Origin of the sequence: Paenarthrobacter sp. NPDC090522, assembly GCF_044769225.1 — a bacterium.
GTDB lineage: Bacteria > Actinomycetota > Actinomycetes > Actinomycetales > Micrococcaceae > Arthrobacter.
In genome coordinates this window covers 1-19879 of record NZ_JBIVXL010000019.1, presented here as the reverse complement: position 1 = coordinate 19879, position 19879 = coordinate 1, and the positions used below count along the sequence as shown (strand labels likewise).

The window sequence follows — 19879 nt, the reverse complement described above, 5'->3', positions numbered from 1 at the left end:
TCGCCTTGCGCTGCTCGCGGCAACCCGCGGGTTGCCCGCTCTTCCGTTGCCCGGCAACGAGGGAACGCAGACGTCCGACGGCGGCACCCGTCGCCCTGCGCTGCTCGGCGCCCGCGGGTTGCGGCGACTGGATTACGTTGAAGTGCTACTCGATGTGAGCCAAGACTGCGCCGGTGGTAACCACTCCCCCGGGTGCTGACAGCACTTCCATGAGCTTCCCCGCCCGGTGCGCAGGGACCTGGGTTTCCATCTTCATGGCTTCCAGCACCACCAACGGGTCCCCCGCGGCAACCTCGGCTCCGGGTTCGACGAGCCACTTGACCACGGTGCCGGACATTGCTGCTACGAGGGCCGACTCGGCAGGTGATGCCACACCGTTGGTGACAGAACCCGGCGTATCGGTCAGGCCGGAGACAGGCGGCAGGCCCTGCCCTGAGCGTGCCCAGCCGTCCAGGAGGTCCGCCGGCAACCCAACGGCCAAGCGCTTTCCGTCGACGTCCACGGTGATGGTCCGCCGCTCACCGGACGGAGCCGCCGCACTGTATTCCGGGTCAACAGGGATCTGGTCCGCGAAGTCGGTCTCGATCCAGCGGGTATGAACGCGCAGCCCTTCCGAAGACGTGAAGTCCTCCGATTCCAGGACAGCCCGGTGGAACGGCAGCACCGTGGCCAGCCCCGTAACGTTCATCTCCGACAGGGCCCGGCGCGCCCGGCGCAGGGCCTGCTGGCGGTCCGCCCCAGTCACGACCAATTTAGCGAGCAGGGAGTCGAACTGAGGAGCCACGATCGAGCCTGCACGGACGCCCGAATCCAAGCGGATGCCGGGGCCGGTGGGCGCCACCACCGAGTCAACGGTTCCTGGCGACGGAAGGAAACCGCGGCCAACGTCCTCGGCGTTGATGCGGAACTCGAAGGAGTGACCCTGTGCCGCGGGGTCCTCGGTGATGCTCAGGGGCAGCCCGGCGGCTATGCGGAACTGCTCCTGCACAAGATCCACCCCGGCCGTTTCTTCGGTGATGGGGTGCTCCACCTGCAGTCGGGTGTTGACCTCAAGGAAGGCCACGGCCCCGCTGGCTGAGACAAGGAATTCGACAGTGCCCGCACCGTAGTACCCGGCCTCGCGAACGATCGCTTTGGCTCCGTCGTAAATCTGCTGCCGTTGGGATTCGCTGAGGAACGGTGCAGGAGCCTCCTCAACAAGCTTCTGGTGGCGGCGCTGCAACGAGCAGTCCCGGGTTCCAACCACAACGACGTTGCCGTGTTTGTCCGCAATGACCTGGGCTTCCACGTGCCGGGGACGGTCCAGGTATTGCTCAACAAAGCACTCGCCCCGCCCAAAGGCCACCACGGCTTCACGGACTGCGGAATCGAACGCTTCCTCCACTTCGGCGAGCTCGCGGACCACTTTGAGGCCACGACCGCCACCCCCGAAGGCTGCCTTGATGGCAAGGGGCAATCCATGCTGCTCGGCGAAAGCCCTGGCTTCGGCCGAAGACTCCACGGGTCCGTCACTGCCGGCCACGAGTGGGGCACCGGCCCGCACGGCGATCTCACGAGCTGTGATTTTGTTGCCCAACTGGCGGATCGACTCCGGCGACGGACCGATCCACTCCAGTCCGGCGTCGAGCACTGCCTGGGCGAAGTCCGCATTCTCGGAAAGGAATCCGTACCCCGGGTGGACGGCATCCACGCCGGACCGGGAAGCAACGTCGAGCAGTTTGCCGATGTTCAAGTAGGTGTCAGCCGGGCTGTTTCCGCCCAGGCTGAAGGCTTCGTCGGCAACTACCACGTGCATGGCGTCCGCGTCGATGTCTGCGTAAACGGCTACCGAGGAGATTCCGGCATCATCGCACGCTCGGGCGACGCGTACGGCGATCTCGCCGCGGTTCGCAATCAGGACCTTGCGCATCAATTACTCACTTTTCTGGGATCGGGGTGAAGTCTGGGGAATCGGGGACGAAGCGGAAGCGGATCCGTCCGCCGATGGGGACCTGTGCGGCAAGGTCCAAGTGCTCGTCGCGCACCACGCCAATCACGGGATACCCACCGGTGATCGGGTGGTCGGCCAGGAACAGGACCGGAAGCCCGGCCGGCGGAATCTGAAGGGCACCAGCCATGGTGCCCTCGCTGGGGAGCTCACCTTCACGGTTCCGCTCGAGGGGCGTGCCGTCCAGTCGCATTCCCACACGGTTCGACTGCGGCGTGACCACCCATTCCTGGCCGGTCAGTGATTCAAGGGCAGCCTGATCGAACCAATCGGCGCGCGGGCCTGCGACCACATCAAGGACAGTGACGCCCTGGCCGGGGAATTCGGGCTGGAGCTCGGGGCTGCCGACTGCCGTGGACACCGTCTCCGTTCCCACCTGCAGTATTTGCCTGGGCACAAGGGGCGCGGGCCCAATGCCGGACATGGTGTCCGCTGAACGGCTGCCGAGAACCAGGGGCGCATCGACCCCACCGCGGAGGGCCACATAGTTCCGGAACCCGGTACCTGGCGCGCCCAGCGTGAGCACTTCACCGTCGAGCAGCGCGAAAGGCGTGGCCATGGGTACCGAACGTGTGGCGCCTGGCTGCTCGCCGCCGTCGGGTCCGTCCGAATCAACCCACGACGGCGACTGGACAGTCAGCGTTGTAGGCGCACCTGTCACGGCAATCACCTGGTCGCCGACGGCCTCGACGGTGAGCCCGCCTCCGACGGATTCGATGCCAGCGGACGTCGACGCGTTCCCCACCAGGCGGTTAGCGCGGCGGAGGGACGCGCGATCCAGGGCACCGGCGGCGGACACACCCAGGGGGCCGTAGCCTCGGCGGCCGAGGTCCTCGATGAGGCTCTGCGCTCCGGGGCTGAGGATCCTCAGACCGGCAGCCGCGTGGTGTTCAGCGTCGGACTCGGAGTCGAGCGAGGAGGCGGTGACCACTTCACGGACAGCACAGTACTGGACCCTGTCGCCAGGCCGAACCAGCGCCGGTTGGGCGCGGTCCAAATCCCACATCCGGGCACCTGTGCGACCGATGAGCTGCCAGCCTCCAGGCGAACGCCGCGGATAAACAGCCGAGTACTGCCCGCCCAAGGCCACCGAACCGGCGGGGACGGCGGTACGTGGCGAGGCCCTGCGCGGAACGGTCAATGACTGGTTTTCGCCCACCATGTAGCCAAAGCCGGGAGCGAAGCCGGCAAAGGCGACGGTCCAGATCTGGCCGGTGTGGGAAGCAATCACGCCGTCTACGCTCAGGCCGGTGAGTTCCGCGACATCGGCGAGGTCTTCGCCGTCGTAAACGGTCTCGATGACCACCAGTCGGGAATCCGTATCCTCCGGTGTCGTGAGCTCCAGCTCCAGCAGCCGCTCCCCGATGGCCCGGGTTGCGGACGCTGATTCGCCCACCACCATGACCGTCTCGGCAGCAGCCAGTACGTCAACCTGCCCCGGAAGTGGAGACTTGTTGAGCATGGCCTGCAGGGCAAGCACGTCCGGGAGTCCGTCCAATTCGGCGAGGACTGCTCGCGTGCCCACGGGCCGCACGGAGCGGACCTTCTTGGTGGTTGCGGTTTCCATCACGGTATCCATCATTCACTTCGCCAGCCGTCAGGCGTGCGAACCCTCCAGGAGATGGGCTTCTTCGTCCGGCTTAGGGTCGCGGCCCATGAGCATTCCCACGATCGTCACCACCGCTGCCAGAAGGAGGTAGGCGGCGATGAGGTACCAGCCGTGGTTGGCTGCACCATAGAGGGCCGTGAAGATAATGGGGGCAAACCCGCCGCCGATGACACCTGCCAGGGTGTAGGCAAGGGAGCTTCCGGCGTACCGGAGCCTTGCCGGGAATTGCTCCGTGATGAAGGCGGCCTGCGGACCGTACATAAAGGCATGCAGCGCCAGGCCAATCACGACGCCGATGGTCAGCATCACCGTGGATTTTCCTTGGATCATCAAGAAGAAGATCGGGATGAAGACTGCAGTGGCAGCGGCCGTAACTCCGTACACCAAGCGACGGTTGATGCGGTCGGTGAGAGCTCCGGCCAGCGGGATAAGGAACAGTTGGAAGGCGGAGCCGATAAGGATCGCGGCCAGCACGTTTCCTGTAGTCATGCCCAATTCCTTGGTGGCGTAGACGTACAGGAAGACGGTGAAGAGCCCATACAGGATGTCCGGGCAAACGCGGGAGAGTGCCGCTGCGACCAAAGCCTTGGGTTGCGTGGTGAAGACTTCCTTAAGAGGTGCCTTTGGACGTTCGCCCTGCGCCTGGATGGCCTTGAAAACGGGAGTCTCTTCCAGCTTCAAACGGATAATCAGGCCGAAGATGACCAGCAGCGCGGAGGACAAGAAGGCAATGCGCCAACCCCAGGAAAGGAGAGCAGCTTCGCTCAGGGAAGCAGCCAATACGGCGAGGACCCCGTTAGCCATCAGGTTGCCTGCGGGTGGGCCGATCTGAGCAGCAGAAGACCAGAAACCGCGCTTGTTGGGATCGCCGAATTCGCTGGACAACAACACCGCGCCGCCCCACTCACCGCCCACACCGATTCCTTGGGCCAACCGCAATAGCACCAATATGGCGGGCGCGGCAGCCCCGATAGCCGAGTAGTCCGGCAAGGCACCGATCAGGACCGTAGCAACGCCGATCAGCACCAAGGTAAAGACCAAGACATACTTGCGGCCGATCCTGTCGCCCAAACGACCAAAGATGACGCCACCGATCGGGCGAGCAAAGTAGCCAACCGCGTACGTGGAAAACGAAAGGATAAGCGCTACGAAATCGTCTCCCGCCGGAAAGAAGATCTTCGGGAAAATCGCGGCCGACGCCACCGAGTAGATCGCAAAGTCGTAGTACTCAAGCGACGTTCCGGTGAGGCTGGCGACATATGCCTTGAGGGCGCCGGCCGGTGGCTTCCTTGTCACGGCCTTTGCTGCCTTGTTGGTGCTGGTCATGGTTTCCTCCGGAGGGGATGAGGGGTGCTGCTTGGCCTGTTGGCTAGATGAACGAGCCGATGGTGACACCGGCATCGGTGAGGGCGGACTTCACTGCGGTGGCCATGGCGACGGCACCGGGTGAATCTCCGTGCACGCAGATGCTCTCTGCGCGGATGGTGAAGGTGGAACCGTCAATGGCCTTGACGGTTCCTTCCGTTGCCATGCGCAGGACGTGCTGGGCAACGTCAGCGGGATCGTGAAGGACAGCACCCGGCTGGGAACGGGAAACCAAAGTGCCGTCGGGGTTGTACGCGCGGTCAGCGAAGGCTTCCGAAACCGCCCGCAGGCCGGCCTTTTCCGCCAAACGCAGGACCTCCGAGCCGGGAAGCCCGAGGATCGGAAGGTTGGGGTCAACCGACTTCACCGCTTCCACCACTGCCTTGGCCTGTGCCGTGTGCTTCACGATCGCGTTGTAGAGCCCGCCGTGCGGCTTCACGTACTGGACGCGTGTACCGGAGACGGCGGCCAACGCCTGGAGGGCACCGATCTGGTAAACCACATCGTCCGCGAGTTCCTTGGGGTCGATGTCCAGGAAACGGCGCCCAAACCCGGCAAGATCGCGGTACCCGACGTGGGCGCCGATTACGACGCCGGCCTTCGCCGCCTTCTCGCTGGTGGCACGGATAACGCTGGGGTCGCCGGCGTGGAATCCGCACGCAACATTGGCACTGGAGACGGATTCGAACATGGCGGTGTCGTCGCCCAACGTCCAGCGGCCGAATGACTCTCCGACGTCGCTGTTCAGGTCAATGATTGCCATGCTGTGATCCCTGCCTCGTGATGTGCGTTACATCAAGGATGCACCAAGTTGTGGGATTGTTCAACAATCCAGCGATACCACTTTTCGGCAATCGTGTACTTTTGGTGTCATGGCCAGTGCAGATCAGCAAGCAAGCGAACAAGCTGGCTTCGACACTGCCCGTGCACGCGTGCGCATGCGGGTCCCCTCAGTGGCAGAGCGGGTGGCAGAAGAACTCCGCTATCAACTGGCCGAAGGATTCCTTGTCCCCGGGGCCAAACTCACCGAGGCCACCATCGCTGAGGACCTTGGCGTCTCCCGCAACACCGTCCGCGAGGCTTTCGCAGAGCTGGCCAGTGAGCGCCTCCTGGTCCGTCAGCCCAATCGCGGCGTTTATGTAGCAACGCTGGAAGCCGGCGACATCCACGACGTCTACACCGTGCGCCGGGCCATCGAGGTCAGCTCAATCCGGGCCGGAGGTTCACCCGAGCGCATTGCCGCCGTCAGGGCCGCCGTCGAGGAGGGGAAGAAGGCCGCAGCCGCCAATGACAACGATGGCCTGGGCAGCGCCAACCAGCACTTCCACGGCTCAATCGTGGCCCTGGCCGAGAGCAACAGGCTGAATTCGATCATGAAGCAGGTGCTCGCCGAGATGCGCCTCTACTTCCACAAGGCCACGGTCAACGCGCACTTCTACGTCGACTGGCTCTCGGAAAACGAGCAGATCTGTTCCGCGTTGGAGAATGGCGAACTGGACAAGGCCGGCGATCTCCTCTTGGCCTACCTCAACCGTTCGGAGCAGCAACAGGCTGCCATCCACGGCGAATAGGTCAGCGCTTCCCCTTCTTCCGCGAACCCCGCCCACGGCCCTTGTCCGGATTGGGCGCATATCGCTGTGAAACCGCCGGCTTCTTTACGCCACCGGTGCCCCGCCGGTCCGGCTTCGGAGCCTTCTTGGGTTTCTTCTGCTGCGCCGACGGCTGCCGCGAACTCTGCGCGGTCCGCCCACGTACAATCCCAATGAACTCCTCGATCACGGGGCTGTCATTGCCCGCAAGCCACGCGAGGCCGATCTGCGTACCGGGAACACCGGACAGTCTCCGGCTCACAGTCTGCTTATTGTTCAAGTGCCTGGCCACAGGCATCGGCATGATGACCAAGCCTGCTCCGGACGCCACCACCTGCAGTGCCATGTCCGGGCCACCCATTTCGGCAACGTCCAGGAAGTTTTCCTCTGACAGGTCCTCGAACGCCACGTCTTCGAAGACCGAGATCTCGTGGCCTTTCGGCGCCACCACTGCCTGCTGTTCCTCGTACAGCGGGATGACGTGCAAGCCGTCGCGGTCCACGGGCAACCGCACAAAACTGAGGTCAGCGGAACCGTCCCGCAAAACCGCAAGCTGCGATGCGTCGTCGGACATGAAAGCGTGCAACGGAACATCCGGCATCCGCTCTTCCCACCGACGGATCCACTTTCCGGGCGTCACGCCCGCCACGTAGGCGAAGCGGAGCTCGGGTGTTTCGGGGGACTCTTCAGCGTCTGGCACACACTCACAGTACCGGGCCGGATACCCTTGAAGCATGACTCCCAAGAACTCCCAGACCATGAAGCCGGCAACAGCTGCCAAGAAACTCGGTATCTACTTGCCCGCTGCACCGCAGGAGTTCCAGGACTCACCCGTCACGCGCGACGAATACGCCGAACTCCAGGCCAACCCGCCCGAGTGGCTCGCCGAACTGCGCCGCAACGGTCCGCACCCGCGGCCGGTTGTGGCCCAGAAGCTCAACATCTCCATCAGCGGCCTCACCCGCGGTGGCGTCACCGAGCCACTCACGACGGCGGAAATCGCCGAGTTGCTGCAAACTCCCCCGCAGTGGCTGGTGGTTGAGCGCGCCACCCACGCTGCTGTGCGCGCCGAGACCTTGCGGGTCAAGGAAGAGGCCCGCAAAAAGGCCGCCACCAAGGAAGCCAGGGAGAACGCCGCTGCCAAGCGCGTGGCCCCCAAGGGAACCAAGCGCAACTCCTGAACCAAGAGCAGTGGCCGGGGCGGAAACGTCCCGGCCACTGCTCTTTAATTAGTCCTGGTGGAGCATCACAAAGTTGCCACAGCCGTCGTCGAAGACGGCAGTGACACCCGACGGATCCTCCGCAGGTTCGCCCTTGAAGGTCACGCCGGCGGCGAGAAGACGCTCATACTCGGCCCGCACGTCAGGCACCCCGAGGACAACTGCCGGCATCCCGGCTTCGTATACGGCATTCATGTAATTCGCACCGATGGGGTTATCGCTGGGTTCCAGCAGCAGACCTGGCACGCTGTCTCCCGCACCCGGGTCCTTGATGATGAACAGGTTCGCCTCGGGCATGGCCATGAGGGTGTCGAAGCCGAGCGTCTCCGTGTAGAACGTGTGGGCGGCCGCGGGGTCCTTGACGTGGATGCTGCACATTTTCAGTCTCATGGCCCTAGGCTACGCCGCAGCACCGACAGCCAAAACGCCGTGTGCGGCGACGGCCACGGGACAAACCCGCAGCCGTCGCCAACCCGTTAGGGTTCCATGCGCCAGAACGTGCGGACAACATCCCACGCAAAGCGTGCGATGTTGACCAGCAGGTTCAGGCGGCCCCAAGGCTCGGGACCTTGCAGTCGTCGAGACATGGTGCACCCCCTCCCATAAGACAGGGTGCGACCGCACAGCCTGCTTGCACAGGATGCGCGCAGGGGCATACTCTTGAAGTGTGGGTTTCAGGAGTATGCCCTGAACATCGCACCAAAGAGCGCTTCGCGCTGAACCAGGACCCGATTGCCGTCGGGTCCTCCGTTCTTAACGAAGCGGCTGGCTTTTGCCCGCTGACACGAGTGTACCGATAGTTAGCTACCCGATTTGGGACGCCAGTCCACGATGTTGAAATCGCCCTGTACCCAAACTCCCCACCGGAACGCATACTGAAAACACAGCCTTTTGCGTCCGGGAGGTACTCCGATGCTCATGTGGGGTTTGGCCCTCATCCTCGCGACGGCGGCCACGACGTTCGTCCTGCATCGCAAGCTCACGCACGGTCGGGGACCAGAGCCGGACACGATCTTTTGGGACCTGTTTGCCGGACTCGCGGTGATCGCGCCGGCCATCCTGGTCCCATCCGTGCAGTCTCCTCCCGCAGGACTGGTGATGGTCGCGCTGGCAGGAACGACGGCGGCAGGAACCTTGGCGGCCGCCCGGAAAGTTGAGCGCGTGCACGCCGCCGAGCCGTGGCGCCGTGCAGGTTTTGCCGATGACGCCGCACACCACGAAGTCATTCTGGCTCAATGGCGAAAGTACGAATTGGACCCCGGCCGGACCATCGACTACCCGGCCATGACGGACGTGCGGGTAACAGAAACCGCAACCCTCACCAAAGCCATGCGCGAAGCGGAATATTGCAAGGTGACCGCCGGCACCGACTACAGTGCCGCCGTCGAGCGCCTTGCCCAAGCCCTCACTGAAGCCGAGCGCGCCGCCGGCGTCCCGAGAGCCCCGTTGTGAGGCCCGCTCTGCGCCCCTTCGCGTGGTTTTAGGGCGCAGAGCGGGCCCCGCAACGCAGTTCTAGCTGCGGGAAGCGCCAGTACGGGAGAAGTTCCTGAAGAACTCGGGACGCACCCGGTACATCACCAGCATGACCACCACGCCCAGCAGGATCACGCCCATGCCCAGGATGAACACCAGGCCGATTCCGCCAACGGAGGAGCCAGAGCCGTAGGCCGGATCCAGGGAGTCGATCGCGGTTTTCACGAACATGACCAAGAGGATCACCCCGCCCAGCAGTGGGGCCAGGAACTTGAAGAAGAACGACCGGACACTGCTGAAGGCGGCTGCACGGAAGTACCAAACACAGGCCAGCGCAGTGATGCCGTAGTAGAAGCAGATCATCATGCCCAGCGCCGTGATGGTGTCCCAGAGGGCGTTCTCAGAGACGGTCCGGGTGATCACGTAGAAGGCCGCTGCGGCAATGGCGGCGGCGATCGTGGCGGTGCTCGGCGACTTGTACGTGGGACTGATCTTGCCGAACCGGGGCGAGATGGCACGGTAGTGGCCCATCGCCAGCAAGGTCCGGGCGGGCGACACAAACGTGGACTGCAGGGATGCTGCCGAGCTGCTCAGGATGGCCAAGGACATGAGGATCGCGAACGGTCCCATCACCGGACCGGCCAACACGGCGAAGATGCTCGACTGGTTCTCCGGATTCCCTGCACCGAGGCCGGTATCGCCAACACCCGCGAAGGACAACGTGGCCAGGGCAACGGTCATGTAGATGATCACGATCACCAACACGGTCACAGTTGCCGCGCGGCCGGGTGTCTTCTCCGGATTCTTCGTTTCTTCATTCATGGTCAGGGTGACGTCCCAGCCCCAATAGATGAAGATCGAGAGGGACACACCCGCCGTGAAGGTGGTGAAGGAGTCGACGGCGAACGGGTTGAACCAGTCGGGCGAAATGGCCGTGGCGTCGAAGGCCGTGCCGTTGGCTACGTGCGCGAATGCGGAAATGGCGAACCACCCAAGCACCAGCAACTGGAAGGCCACCAACACGTACTGCACGCCCTTGGTGGTTTCCATCCCCCGGTATGAAATCCAACAGGCCGCCGCGATAAAGACCAGCGTCGTAGCGATGTTCAAAGGAAGGATCTTGCTCAGTTCAGCCAGCGACGGGTTGCTGAACACCTGCCCCAGCATCAAGTAGAAGAAGTCCACGGCAACTGCCGCGAGGTTGGACAGCACAATGATCGTGGCCGCGATCAGACCCCAGCCACCCATCCAGCCGATCCACGGACCAAAGGCGCGAGTGGCCCACGTAAAGGAAGTACCGGCGTCGGGCATGGCGTTGTTGAGCTCGCGGTAGCCGAGCGCCACAAGCAGCATCGGGATGAAGCCCACCAGGAAGATCGCGGGCAGGTGGACACCGACTTCCGAGACGGTCGGACCGAGTGCTGCGGTCAGGGTGTACGCGGGTGCGATGCAGGAAACGCCAATCACGACGGCGCCGATGAGGCCCACCGATCCGGCTTTCAGCCCCTTCTCACTCAGGGCCGAATCTTTCGACTGGACCGTCTTTGGTGCAGTTGACATGGGAATTGCCTCTCAGGCGACGGGTGCTAGGAGCGCTGTCGCGTGTAGTCGCGGGGAACCACGATCATTGGTACTGGCAAGGCACGCAGGATGCGGTTTGCAGTGGTGCCCAGGAAGGTGGCGCGGTGTTGCGCCAGGCGGCTGGAGCCGATGAGGAGGATTTCGCCGTCCTCCCACTCGAGCCGGTCTACGGCTTCTTCGATGGTGCGGCCTTGTGCGACGACGATTTCGGGCTCGGTCCCGGAATCGGACGCGGAACCCCCGACGGCGGCAAGACGGTCGGCGGCATGCACCCAGGCGGCGTCGGCGAGCCCGGGCGAGTTACCGCCGTCGAGCGCCAACAGGGAGACGAGCCGCAGCGGAAGGTGACGGTCCCGCGCAGACTCGACAGCAACTCCGAGCAGTTCGTCGGCGCCGGGCCTGGTGCCGAAACCGCAGCTGATCCGGGTGATGCCGTCCGTTCGGTGGTAACCGTGCGGCGCCAAAGCAACGGGCAGCGGCGCTGAATGCAGCAGCGAACTCGCTACCGAGCCGATGGTGAAGCGCTTGAAGAGCCCGTTGTTGGTGGCTCCGATTACCAGGGCGACAGCGTCGAACTCCACGGCCGCGTCGATCAGTGCCTGCGCTTCCGAGTCGCCACGGCGAATGTGTGCGCGGGCTGTAACGTCGTCCGGAACCAAGGCCAGGCCTTCGTCGAGCCACTGCTTCGCCTGCTCGTTGAGGATCGAATCGTAGCCGGGCTCCGGTGGGTAGACCGCGTTGAACGGAGAATCCTCAGGGACCACCAGGACCAGATCCAGGCTGGCGTCCTGGCCGCGGGCCAGCGCAATGGCGAGGTGGACGGCGTCACGACCCCTCGCGTTGGCGGTGTAACCGACGACGTAGCGCATGGTTTCCCTTTCGATTCTTAAACAGTGCTGCCGGCAGTCCGGGGGACGGCACTTCCCCCGGACTGCCGGTTGCTTGATTCTGCGGCTAGACGGCCACCGAAGCCAGCTTGTTGGCTTCGACGATGCGCGCGGCGGTTGCCTGACCCATGCGGACGGCACCGTCAACGTGCTGGTAGCCCTCCGCCGCGAGGTCGGAAGACGACCAGTAGATGGGGCCAACATTCGCGTGCTGGTCCTTGCCGTAGCGGTGCAGGCCGCCAAGGTCGTAGCTGGAGGCGTAGGCGCCGCGGGTCCATTCCTCGGAGCCCCAGTCGGACTCGTAGTAGACCTCGGGAGTCAGGGCCTTGTCACCCAGGAATCCGGCGATCGACTCCAGGATGGCCTTCTTGCGGTCCTCGGCGCTGAGCTCAAAGACGGCGTCGGCCTTTTCGTCGGACACGAAGCCCACCAGGGTGCCGCGGGTGTCGCCGTGGTTGGTGTTGTCGTAGACCTCCTGGACCAGGGCACCGGCGCCGAAGCCCGTGCCGGACAGTCCGTCTTCACGCCAGAACGGCGTCTCGTAGACGGCGTGCACCTTGATCACCAGGCCCAGCGACTGGTGCTGGTGCATCTGGTGCTGGCGGCGCGGCAGTGGCGGGTTGAAAGAGACACGCGAGTACAGGTTCGGCGGAACGGCCATGATCACGTAACGGGCGTTGACAGTTGCACCGTCGGAAACCACGGTGACGTTGTTGCCGTCCCAGTTGATGGTGCGCACCGGGCTGTTGAGGACGACGTCGGAGCCCAGCTCAGCTGCCTGGAGCAGCGAGACCTGCTGCATGCCGCCGATCACTCGCTTGTCCAGGATGAAGTCCTCGTCCGTGAGGTGCGTGAACGAGCCGGCCGAAGCCGCCATGAGGACCGCTTGCAGGGCGGAGAATGCGTGGGCGGGCTTGGTCAGCATGCCGCCGGCGATGAAGAGGCCAATGTTGTTGCAGGCTTCTTCATCGTTCGAGTTCTGGCGGAGCCAGTGGTGGAAGGAGATGGTGTCCAGTTCGCGGGACTTGGGGTGTGCCCAGGGTTCGGTGGGCCCGATCTCCGCAGCGAGCCCGTCAAGGATGGCTACAAGCTTGTCCATTTCGGCCTTGGTGGTTTCGCTGACCGGGAAGGTATCGCCGGTGTAGCGGGTGGGGTTGCCGTCTGCACCGATGTAGACGGATTCACCTTCACGGTAGCGCGCGTACATTTTCAAGCCGAGCTCGTCCAGCAGCGCCATGAGGGCTGTCTGGTCCGGCGAAACCCACTGGCCGCCGATCTCCAGCATGGCGCCGTCGATGGTGTCGGTCCAGGTCCGGCCCCCAACGCGGTCGCGTGCTTCGAGCACTGCAACGCTGAGTCCGGCCTTTTTCAGTTCGCGTGCCGCCGTCAACCCTGACGGCCCGGCACCGACGATCACAACGTCGCGATCAAGATTCTGCATGATGTCCTCTCCGTGGCCGTCCGTTGGTGGCTGACCAATAAATGAATGGCATTCATTTATATCCAGAGTAGCCCGAAAGTCGGCGGCTGTGAAGACCCGATGGAATAATGCTGGGGACACAGGCAGCAGAAAGGCCTCCGATGCCCGCACCCGAACCAGCCCCCTCCGCCACCTCAAGGCGGCGTGCCGGGCGCCCAACAGCGGCGGTCCTGGACCAGGACGGAATTACGACGGCGGCGCTCACGTTGATCAGCTCCAAGGGCTACGACGGACTCACCATGGCGGCGTTGGCACGATCACTGGGGGTTGCCCCGTCGGCCCTGTACAACCACGTTTCATCCAAGGACGACGTGCTGCTGCTGCTCGAGGACCATCTGGCGGCAATGGTGGATGTGTCAGCATTCGGCGTGGAGCCGTGGGACGTCGCGGTCCGACGCTGGGCGTGGTCCTACCGGGACGTGTTCTCCGAGCACACTCCCCTGATTCCTGTCATTGCAGTACTCCCCGTAGCGAACGCCCCCAAGACACTGGCCATGTACGAGGCCGTGACTGCGGGCTTCCGCGACGCCGGCTTCCCCGAGGAACGGATCATCTCCGCGATCGTGGCGCTTGAGGCTTTTGTTTTCGGGGCTGCGTACGACGTCACCGCGCCGGAAGACATTTTCGACGCCGGCAATCTCGCCGACCAGGTCCCGAACTTCACCTCGGCCGTGGACCGGCTGGCCATGGAGAGGCACGAGCGGCCCACGGATGTTGCGTTCAGCCTGGGCCTGGAGGCACTGATTGCGGGTTTCGGGGCACTGCGCGGCTAGTGTGCCTAGGCTTGTGCTCATGAGCCAACCTTTGGAAGACGGTCCCTTCTATCACGGCACAAGAGCCGAAGTGCAGGAGGGGGAAACCCTTTCCGCCGGCTTTCGGTCAAACTACCGGCCTGATGTGGTCATGAACCATATCTACTTCACCGCGCTGCGTGACGGCGCCGGACTGGCCGCGGAGATCGCCGTCGAACTGGCCGGGGGCGAGGGCACGCCGCACGTGTACCTCGTGGAGCCGACCGGGCCGTTCGAAAACGATCCGAACGTGACGGATAAAAAGTTCCCAGGCAACCCCACTCGTTCCTATCGCAGCAGCTCTCCACTCAAGGTGGTTGCGGAAGTCCACGACTGGACACGGCTGACTCCCGAGGCACTGCAGATGTGGCGGGAACGGCTGAAAGTCCTCTTGGGTGACAAGGGCGGGGAGATCATCAACTAGCTTCTTAGTGCCAAAAAAGTGCAGTATGATGCACTACGTGGAAGATGGAGCAGAAGCACTGGCGCGCGCCATTGGGATCCGGGTCAGGCAAGAGCGAAATGGCCTGGGCTGGACCCTCGACCGTCTCGCGGCGGCCGCCGGCGTGAGCAGGCGAATGCTCGTGAACGTTGAGCAGGGCGGGGTGAATCCGAGCATCGGAACCCTGCTGAGACTCAGCGATGCCCTGGGCGTGGGCCTGCCTGCACTGGTGGAGCCTCCCGCTCCACGCGCACCGAAAATCACCCGGGCCGGCGAAGGTGCCGTTTTGTGGACCGGGCCTTCCGGTGGGCGCGGCGTACTGGTCGCAGGCACCGAGTCTCCGGACGTCGTCGAGCTCTGGGATTGGACACTGGCCCCGGGCGAGCGGCACGAAAGTGAGGCCCACGCAGCCGGCACTCGTGAGCTGCTGCAGGTCCAGATGGGTTCCCTCACGGTGGCCGTCGGGACCGAAAGCCATGAACTTAAAGCCGGCGACGCACTCACCTTCCGCAGTGACGTTGCCCATTCCTACGCAAACCCCACCGGTGAACCCACCCGGTTCTCACTCGCCGTCTACGAGCCGGGCGTAGGGGCGGGTCACCGAACGGAGGCTCCGCATGCGTAGGACGCTCACCGCGGCCCCACCCTGGTCCCTGGCGGTTGCGGCAATGCTGGCCATTCAATTCTCCAACGCACTCTCCGTTGCCGTCATCGACCAGGTCGGCCCGGCGGGTACAGCTTGGTTGCGTATGTGCTTTGGGGTGGTGTTCTTATGGATCATCAGCCGTCCGGCCATTCGTTCCCTGCGTCGGCGCGACCTGCCGGCGTTGATCGCACTCGGCGTGGTGACCGGTTTCATGACCACATTCTTCCTCGCCGCCGTCGAACGCATCCCGCTGGGGACCGCCGTCGCCATCGAGTTCCTGGGACCCCTCACCGTGGCCGGGGTGATGAGCAAGAATCGCCGGGCGCTGGTCTGGCCACTCCTCGCCCTCATCGGCGTAGTGCTCCTCACTGAGCCGTGGGCAGCCTCGATCGACTTCGCCGGCGTTGGTTTTGCCTTGGCCGCCGGCGTCTGCTGGGGCCTGTACAACGTCCTGACACAACACGTTGGCGACCGCTTTTCCGGGATCAGCGGACTGTCGCTCACCATTCCCGTCGCAGCCCTGGCCACCCTGCCCGTAGGACTTCCGCAAGTCCTTGGCCACCACTTCGAGTGGTGGGTGCTCCCTGCGGCGGCCGGCATCGCCCTGGTCACACCGGTGATTGCCTTTGGCCTGGAGATGCTTGCGTTGCGGCGGATGACCCACACGGCCTTCGGCACGCTGTTGTCGATCGAGCCGGCCTTCGGAGTGTTGATCGGCGTGTTGGTGCTGGCTCAAGCACCCACCCCCATGCAGTTGGTGGGGATCGCGTTGGTTGTGCTGGCGGGGACCGCGGCCCAGCAGGGTGGTCGACGCAGCCCGGACGCCGCAGTCACCACCGACGTTCCTGCTACGCCTTCCTAGTGCTTCTTGCCCCCAACGCCGGGCACTGACGCCACCTGCTTCATCCAGTCCGCCAACTGGTTTTCGTCGAGATCGTCCAGGGTCCCGATCTCCACACCCCTCGTCGCCTTGCCCATTCCCACCGGCGTCACGGGAGGCACGGGATTGAGGTTCACACCGTTGATGAACATCAGCTTGACGTGCCCCGCGAACCCTCCGGAGCTGAAGCACCAGCCGTCCCCCACACCGTAGTAGGCCATGCCCCATTTGACGGAGCGTTCCAGGTTGGGGAGGGTTCTTGCGGCCAAGGCATCGATGGCTTCAGCGATGCCGCGCTGGGGCTCCGGAAGGCTGGCGATGTAAGTGAACACCGGCTTATCGCCGACCGCCGCCTTCGCGGGGCTCGCTTTGCCGTTCATGGACTCGGGCAGGGTGAAGGGTGTTTCGTTCATGGGGGCGCTTTGTTCGGCCATGGTGAGGATTATCCTTCGCGCTGCCCCGTGGAGCCAGACCCCAGCCTTCCGGGAACCGGCCTCACTCAGGCTTCCGGCGCGACCTCGACCGTCGGAAAGCGAGCGTCGTCAGTGAAATCAAGGACAGGGCACTCACCCCATAAAGCAATCGGCCCCACGGCGAGTAGTCACCACCCGAGATCGCAAAGGTGTCTGCAAGTCCCATGCCTGCCGGAAAGGACGCCATCCAATGGCTGGGCGCCCCCAGGATCAGCACAAGCAACTCCAGCGCCAGAACGGTTCTGACGCTGAGCGGCCGCCTCAACGCGGCGACCAGAACCGCGGCACCCGAGGCGATGCCGACAACGCTCCACACGAGGACCCGCGGAATCGCCAAGGACTCCTTGGCCCGATCAACGGCGGAATAAATGTCGGCCAACGCCATTCCAAGGACGGCCGCCAAAGGATTCCAAACAAGGATCTGGAATGCGCCTGCCACCGCGTATGCGACCACCACCACGAAGCCAAGTGCTGCCACCCAAAGCGCAGTTCCCTGACTGCGCGCTCCCCCGACCGCCATGGTGGCAAGCCTAGCGGCTCGGGGGAACGGATAGTCTTATCTCGGCTGGGAATCGCCTGGCAGTAAGAGCACGACCCAATGGGGGATTTGGAAATGAAGAAGTTTGCGCTGCAGAGCGTCGGAATTTCGGCCTTGGTCATGATGGCCGTGAGCGGTTGCAGTGGGTCCACGGGGTCCACGGGGTCCACCGACGCCGCTTCGCCGGAAGCCACGGCGACGCCTACGCCCACAGTTGCCAAGCAGTACACCAACGAGGAACTCATTGGACTGGTCAAGCAGATCAAGCCCAAGTCCGGCAAGGAATTGACGGTAGCGTCCAGCGAGGAACTCGCGCAGGAGAATCCCATCAAGGCCCTCCTGAGCATGTTCACGATCGAACCTGCCGAGTGCAAGGACCTCGCGACGCTGGGCGGCAATACGACACTGGCCGGTTCAACCACCGCTGCCGGGGCAGATCTGGATGCTGAATCGGGCGTCATGACCATGGTGACCCTGACGTCCGGACTCGATAAGCAGAAACTCCAGGACAGCATCGACCAGAGCGGCGCACAGGCCCAAAAGTGCGCGAAAATGACCCTCTCCATGGCCGGTCAATCGATGAATGTCTCGACTGAAAAGTTCGACGGCATCAGCGCGGTTCCCGGAACTGTGGCTTACAAAACCGAAATGTCTTCAGCCAGCGGATCGAAGCAGACCACGTACATGGCCTACGCAATAAAGGACGGGGTACTGATCTCGGCTACGGCTTCCGGCAAGGGCGCCGAAGCGAGCGGTGTTGCCACGGCCAGCGACCTCATGGAACAGGCCGCAGCGCTGATCAAGTAGCAGGCCTCTACATACAGGGGCCGCGACCCTCGCCGGGTCGCGGCCTCTCGCTTGTTACGGGGACAGTCCCACATCCTCTTGTAGCACAAGTGCCTAACTTGTATCCTAAGTAAAACAACTTAGGAGACCCCTTGAGCCCCGTAGACCTCATCCGGCACGTCAAACTGTCCACAGCCCGACTGCCCCTGACCGTACCCATCAGCGACGCCAAAGTCTTCACCGGCCGGCAGAAGCCGATGACCGAAGTGGTGTTCCTGTTCGCCGAAATCATCACGGAACAGGGCCACAGCGGCATCGGATTCAGCTACTCCAAGCGAGCCGGCGGCCCCGCACAATACGCGCACGCCAAGGAGGTCGCAGAGGGCATCATCGGCGAGGACCCCAACGACATCGGCAAGATCTACACCAAGCTCCTCTGGGCCGGAGCCTCTGTTGGACGGTCCGGCGTGGCAACGCAGGCACTGGCAGCCATCGACATCGCCCTCTACGACCTCAAAGCCAAACGCGCCGGACTCCCCCTGGCCAAACTCCTGGGCTCCTACCGCGACTCCGTGCAGACCTACAACACCTCCGGCGGCTTCCTCAACGCCACCCTGGACGAAGTCAAAGCGCGCGCAACGCAATCCATCGAGGAAGGTATCGGCGGCATCAAGATCAAGGTGGGCCTGCCGGATTCCAAGGAGGACCTCCGCCGCGTGGCCGGGATCCGCGAGCACATCGGCTGGGACGTGCCACTCATGGTAGACGCAAACCAGCAGTGGGACCGTGCCACCGCATTGCGCATGGGTCGCCAGTTGGAGGAGTTCAACCTCATCTGGATCGAAGAACCACTGGATGCCTACGACTTCGAAGGCCACGCACACCTCGCACAGGTCCTGGACACCCCCATCGCTACCGGTGAAATGCTCGCCTCCGTGGCCGAGCACAAGGGCCTCATCAACGCCAACAGTTGCGACATCATCCAGCCGGACGCCCCGCGCGTCGGCGGCATCACGCAATTCCTTCGCCTCGCCGCCCTCGCTGACGAGCGCGGCCTTGGCCTCGCCCCGCACTTCGCCATGGAAATCCACCTTCACCTCGCCGCCGCCTACCCGCGTGAACCGTGGGTAGAGCACTTCGACTGGCTGGACCCGCTGTTCGAGGAACGCCTTGAAACCAAGAACGGCCGAATGATCGTCCCGGACCGCCCGGGGCTCGGCGTCACGCTGAGCGACCAGGCCCGAGCCTGGACCACCGAGTCCGTGGAATTCGGCGCGTAACCTTGAACCCATGAGCCGCAACCTGACTACGGATCTCGCCGCCGATCTCCGCAACCGCATTGTGGACGGTGCCATCCAGCCAGGTGAAAAGCTCCCCAGCGAGAACACCCTCATCAGCGAATACGGGGTGAGCCGGACTGTCGTCCGCTCCGCCCTGACGCGTTTGCAGGCCGAGGGCCTCGTCGAGACCGAACGCGGGCGGGGCAGCTTTGCGCTGACCCCGCCCGATGACGGGCCCGTCCATGCGCCAGGAGCGCGTGCCGTAGCCACCATGGAAGACCGCCTGCAGATGCTTGATTTCCGCATCGGCGTGGAAACCGAAGCGGCAGCACTGGCTGCGCGGAATCACTCGGAACGCCAATTGAAGGCAGTCCAGGGAGCCTTGGAACAGTTCACTGCGAGCTCCGGCCACCCCGCACACGCCATGAAGGCCGACTTCGAATTCCATCGGGCAATCGCTGCCGCTTCCGGCAATCCCTTTTATTCGGACTGCATCTCCGCGCTCGGCCAAACCATGATCACCATGCCCCGCCCGCGGCTGGTCTCCAGCGACGAGCCCGATTCGCCCGAGCGCTTCGCCCAGGTGGTCCACGAGCATTCCTCCATCTACCAGGCCATCGCCGAGGCAGACCCCGCCGCTGCCGCCGCAGCGATGCGCCTGCACTTGAGCAACTCTCGACGCCGGTTCAAGGCTTCCGCGCGCGGCTGACCTCCCGGCCCACTCCCCCAACTGGGTCGCAATAGTGCGCGTTTTGGGCGGGCGGAGTCAAGGGGTGGGAGCAACGCTGGGGGGTTAGGCCGCTTGTAGCAGCTGGTTAAGCCGGTTGGCTGGGGTTTCGAGGTTGAGGGTGG

The 19879-nt window shown here is 64.0% G+C and carries 21 protein-coding genes; 10 read left to right on the top strand and 11 right to left on the bottom strand.

What is annotated here, in order from left to right:
- Positions 1 to 145: 145 nt before the first annotated feature.
- Genes ACIQT2_RS19765 through ACIQT2_RS19750 form a run of 4 tightly spaced genes read right to left on the bottom strand, consistent with a single transcriptional unit; the run spans position 146 to position 5724 of the window.
- A complete protein-coding gene (locus tag ACIQT2_RS19765) occupies positions 146 to 1909 on the bottom strand; it encodes an acetyl/propionyl/methylcrotonyl-CoA carboxylase subunit alpha (RefSeq protein WP_402950009.1) in 1764 nt (587 codons plus the stop codon).
- 7 nt (positions 1910 to 1916) lie between these two features.
- Positions 1917 to 3566, bottom strand: coding sequence for a carboxyltransferase domain-containing protein (locus ACIQT2_RS19760; protein ID WP_402950006.1), 1650 nt, complete (start codon positions 3564 to 3566; stop codon positions 1917 to 1919).
- An 18-nt stretch (positions 3567 to 3584) separates the two neighbouring features.
- A complete protein-coding gene (locus ACIQT2_RS19755; protein ID WP_402949856.1) occupies positions 3585 to 4922 on the bottom strand; it encodes an MFS transporter in 1338 nt (445 codons plus the stop codon).
- A 43-nt stretch (positions 4923 to 4965) separates the two neighbouring features.
- On the bottom strand, positions 4966 to 5724 hold the full coding sequence (locus tag ACIQT2_RS19750) for a LamB/YcsF family protein (protein ID WP_402949854.1): 759 nt from the start codon (positions 5722 to 5724) through the stop codon (positions 4966 to 4968).
- A 109-nt stretch (positions 5725 to 5833) separates the two neighbouring features.
- Here ACIQT2_RS19750 and ACIQT2_RS19745 point away from each other — a divergent pair, with 109 nt between their 5' ends.
- Positions 5834 to 6532 carry a GntR family transcriptional regulator gene (locus ACIQT2_RS19745; RefSeq protein WP_400334831.1) on the top strand — a complete coding sequence of 233 codons (699 nt, stop codon included), beginning with the start codon at positions 5834 to 5836 and terminating at the stop codon, positions 6530 to 6532.
- 1 nt (position 6533) lies between these two features.
- Here the strand turns inward: ACIQT2_RS19745 and ACIQT2_RS19740 are convergent, their stop codons facing one another.
- Positions 6534 to 7250, bottom strand: coding sequence for a LysR family transcriptional regulator substrate-binding protein (locus tag ACIQT2_RS19740; RefSeq protein WP_400334833.1), 717 nt, complete (start codon positions 7248 to 7250; stop codon positions 6534 to 6536).
- Positions 7251 to 7284: 34 nt separating this feature from the next.
- Between ACIQT2_RS19740 and ACIQT2_RS19735 the strand changes: the two genes are divergently transcribed.
- Entirely contained in the window at positions 7285 to 7731 is a 447-nt protein-coding gene (locus ACIQT2_RS19735; protein ID WP_400334835.1) for a DUF5997 family protein, read from the top strand.
- A 48-nt stretch (positions 7732 to 7779) separates the two neighbouring features.
- On the opposite strand, the gene ACIQT2_RS19730 is transcribed toward ACIQT2_RS19735, so the two are convergent.
- Complete coding sequence (locus ACIQT2_RS19730; RefSeq protein ID WP_402949849.1) at positions 7780 to 8160, bottom strand: VOC family protein; 381 nt, start codon at positions 8158 to 8160, stop codon at positions 7780 to 7782.
- Between the two features lie 528 nt (positions 8161 to 8688).
- Between ACIQT2_RS19730 and ACIQT2_RS19725 the strand changes: the two genes are divergently transcribed.
- Entirely contained in the window at positions 8689 to 9222 is a 534-nt protein-coding gene (locus ACIQT2_RS19725; RefSeq protein WP_402949846.1) for a hypothetical protein, read from the top strand.
- Positions 9223 to 9282: 60 nt separating this feature from the next.
- Here the strand turns inward: ACIQT2_RS19725 and ACIQT2_RS19720 are convergent, their stop codons facing one another.
- From ACIQT2_RS19720 to ACIQT2_RS19710, 3 genes are all read right to left on the bottom strand, one after another.
- Entirely contained in the window at positions 9283 to 10803 is a 1521-nt protein-coding gene (locus tag ACIQT2_RS19720; protein WP_402949844.1) for an APC family permease, read from the bottom strand.
- Positions 10804 to 10829: 26 nt separating this feature from the next.
- Positions 10830 to 11693 carry a universal stress protein gene (locus ACIQT2_RS19715; protein WP_402949841.1) on the bottom strand — a complete coding sequence of 288 codons (864 nt, stop codon included), beginning with the start codon at positions 11691 to 11693 and terminating at the stop codon, positions 10830 to 10832.
- A gap of 85 nt (positions 11694 to 11778) precedes the next feature.
- A complete protein-coding gene (locus ACIQT2_RS19710; RefSeq protein WP_402949839.1) occupies positions 11779 to 13152 on the bottom strand; it encodes a flavin monoamine oxidase family protein in 1374 nt (457 codons plus the stop codon).
- 107 nt (positions 13153 to 13259) lie between these two features.
- Between ACIQT2_RS19710 and ACIQT2_RS19705 the strand changes: the two genes are divergently transcribed.
- From ACIQT2_RS19705 to ACIQT2_RS19690, 4 genes are read left to right on the top strand one after another with little or no spacing between them, the layout of a single operon-like run.
- A complete protein-coding gene (locus ACIQT2_RS19705) occupies positions 13260 to 13964 on the top strand; it encodes a TetR/AcrR family transcriptional regulator (protein ID WP_402949836.1) in 705 nt (234 codons plus the stop codon).
- A gap of 19 nt (positions 13965 to 13983) precedes the next feature.
- Positions 13984 to 14406, top strand: coding sequence for an NAD(+)--rifampin ADP-ribosyltransferase (arr, locus tag ACIQT2_RS19700; RefSeq protein ID WP_402949834.1), 423 nt, complete (start codon positions 13984 to 13986; stop codon positions 14404 to 14406).
- Positions 14407 to 14443: 37 nt separating this feature from the next.
- Positions 14444 to 15049, top strand: a complete 606-nt coding sequence (locus ACIQT2_RS19695) for a helix-turn-helix domain-containing protein (protein ID WP_402949831.1) — start codon at positions 14444 to 14446, stop codon at positions 15047 to 15049.
- On the top strand, positions 15042 to 15932 hold the full coding sequence (locus ACIQT2_RS19690; RefSeq protein ID WP_402949828.1) for an EamA family transporter: 891 nt from the start codon (positions 15042 to 15044) through the stop codon (positions 15930 to 15932). The genes ACIQT2_RS19695 and ACIQT2_RS19690 overlap by 8 nt, the downstream gene beginning before the upstream one ends.
- Here ACIQT2_RS19690 and ACIQT2_RS19685 read toward each other — a convergent pair.
- On the bottom strand, positions 15929 to 16384 hold the full coding sequence (locus tag ACIQT2_RS19685) for a DUF1801 domain-containing protein (protein ID WP_402949825.1): 456 nt from the start codon (positions 16382 to 16384) through the stop codon (positions 15929 to 15931). The genes ACIQT2_RS19690 and ACIQT2_RS19685 overlap by 4 nt on opposite strands.
- A 61-nt stretch (positions 16385 to 16445) precedes the next feature.
- Complete coding sequence (locus ACIQT2_RS19680; RefSeq protein ID WP_402949822.1) at positions 16446 to 16901, bottom strand: hypothetical protein; 456 nt, start codon at positions 16899 to 16901, stop codon at positions 16446 to 16448.
- A 135-nt stretch (positions 16902 to 17036) separates the two neighbouring features.
- Between ACIQT2_RS19680 and ACIQT2_RS19675 the strand changes: the two genes are divergently transcribed.
- The 3 genes from ACIQT2_RS19675 (at position 17037) to ACIQT2_RS19665 (ending at position 19736) form a co-directional block, all read left to right on the top strand.
- The gene (locus ACIQT2_RS19675; protein WP_402949819.1) at positions 17037 to 17768 is read left to right on the top strand and encodes a hypothetical protein; all 732 of its coding nucleotides are present in this window, start codon (positions 17037 to 17039) and stop codon (positions 17766 to 17768) included.
- Positions 17769 to 17899: 131 nt separating this feature from the next.
- A complete protein-coding gene (locus tag ACIQT2_RS19670; protein ID WP_402949817.1) occupies positions 17900 to 19027 on the top strand; it encodes a mandelate racemase/muconate lactonizing enzyme family protein in 1128 nt (375 codons plus the stop codon).
- 10 nt (positions 19028 to 19037) lie between these two features.
- Complete coding sequence (locus ACIQT2_RS19665) at positions 19038 to 19736, top strand: FadR/GntR family transcriptional regulator (protein ID WP_402949814.1); 699 nt, start codon at positions 19038 to 19040, stop codon at positions 19734 to 19736.
- The last annotated feature ends 143 nt before the right edge of the window (positions 19737 to 19879 follow it).